This window comes from Burkholderia sp. Bp9031, from assembly GCF_003857965.1.
GTDB classification, from domain to species: domain Bacteria; phylum Pseudomonadota; class Gammaproteobacteria; order Burkholderiales; family Burkholderiaceae; genus Burkholderia; species Burkholderia ambifaria_A.
The window spans coordinates 1-312 of the sequence record NZ_QTPW01000113.1 but is presented as its reverse complement, the minus strand read 5'-3'; the positions used below and the strand labels follow the sequence as shown (position 1 = coordinate 312).

Below are 312 nucleotides of genomic sequence, written 5' to 3'. Positions count from 1 at the left end.
CATGTGGCCGACGAAATCCTTCAGCGTGAACTTGGAGGTCGCGAGGTTCGCCGAGGCGCCGATGTCCGGCAGCGGCAGGCCGAGGTTCTCGCCGGGCCGCAGCAGGTTCGCCATGAACAGCCCGAGCAGCAGCGAGATCAACGACGCGGTGATGAACCAGCCGAGCGCCTTCACGAACACGCGCCCCACCGACGACGCGTCGCCCATGTGCGCGATGCCGACGACGAGCGTCGAGAACACCAGCGGCCCGATCACCATCTTGATCAGCCGCAGGAACACGTCGGACACGAGGGAGATGTAGCCGGCAATTTC

At 65.4% G+C, this 312-nt stretch carries 1 protein-coding gene; it reads right to left on the bottom strand.

Annotated features, from left to right (window positions below):
• Nucleotides 1-312, bottom strand: a 312-nt coding sequence (locus tag DIE15_RS36745) for a cation:dicarboxylate symporter family transporter (protein ID WP_148095713.1), incomplete at both ends; no start/stop codon positions are given.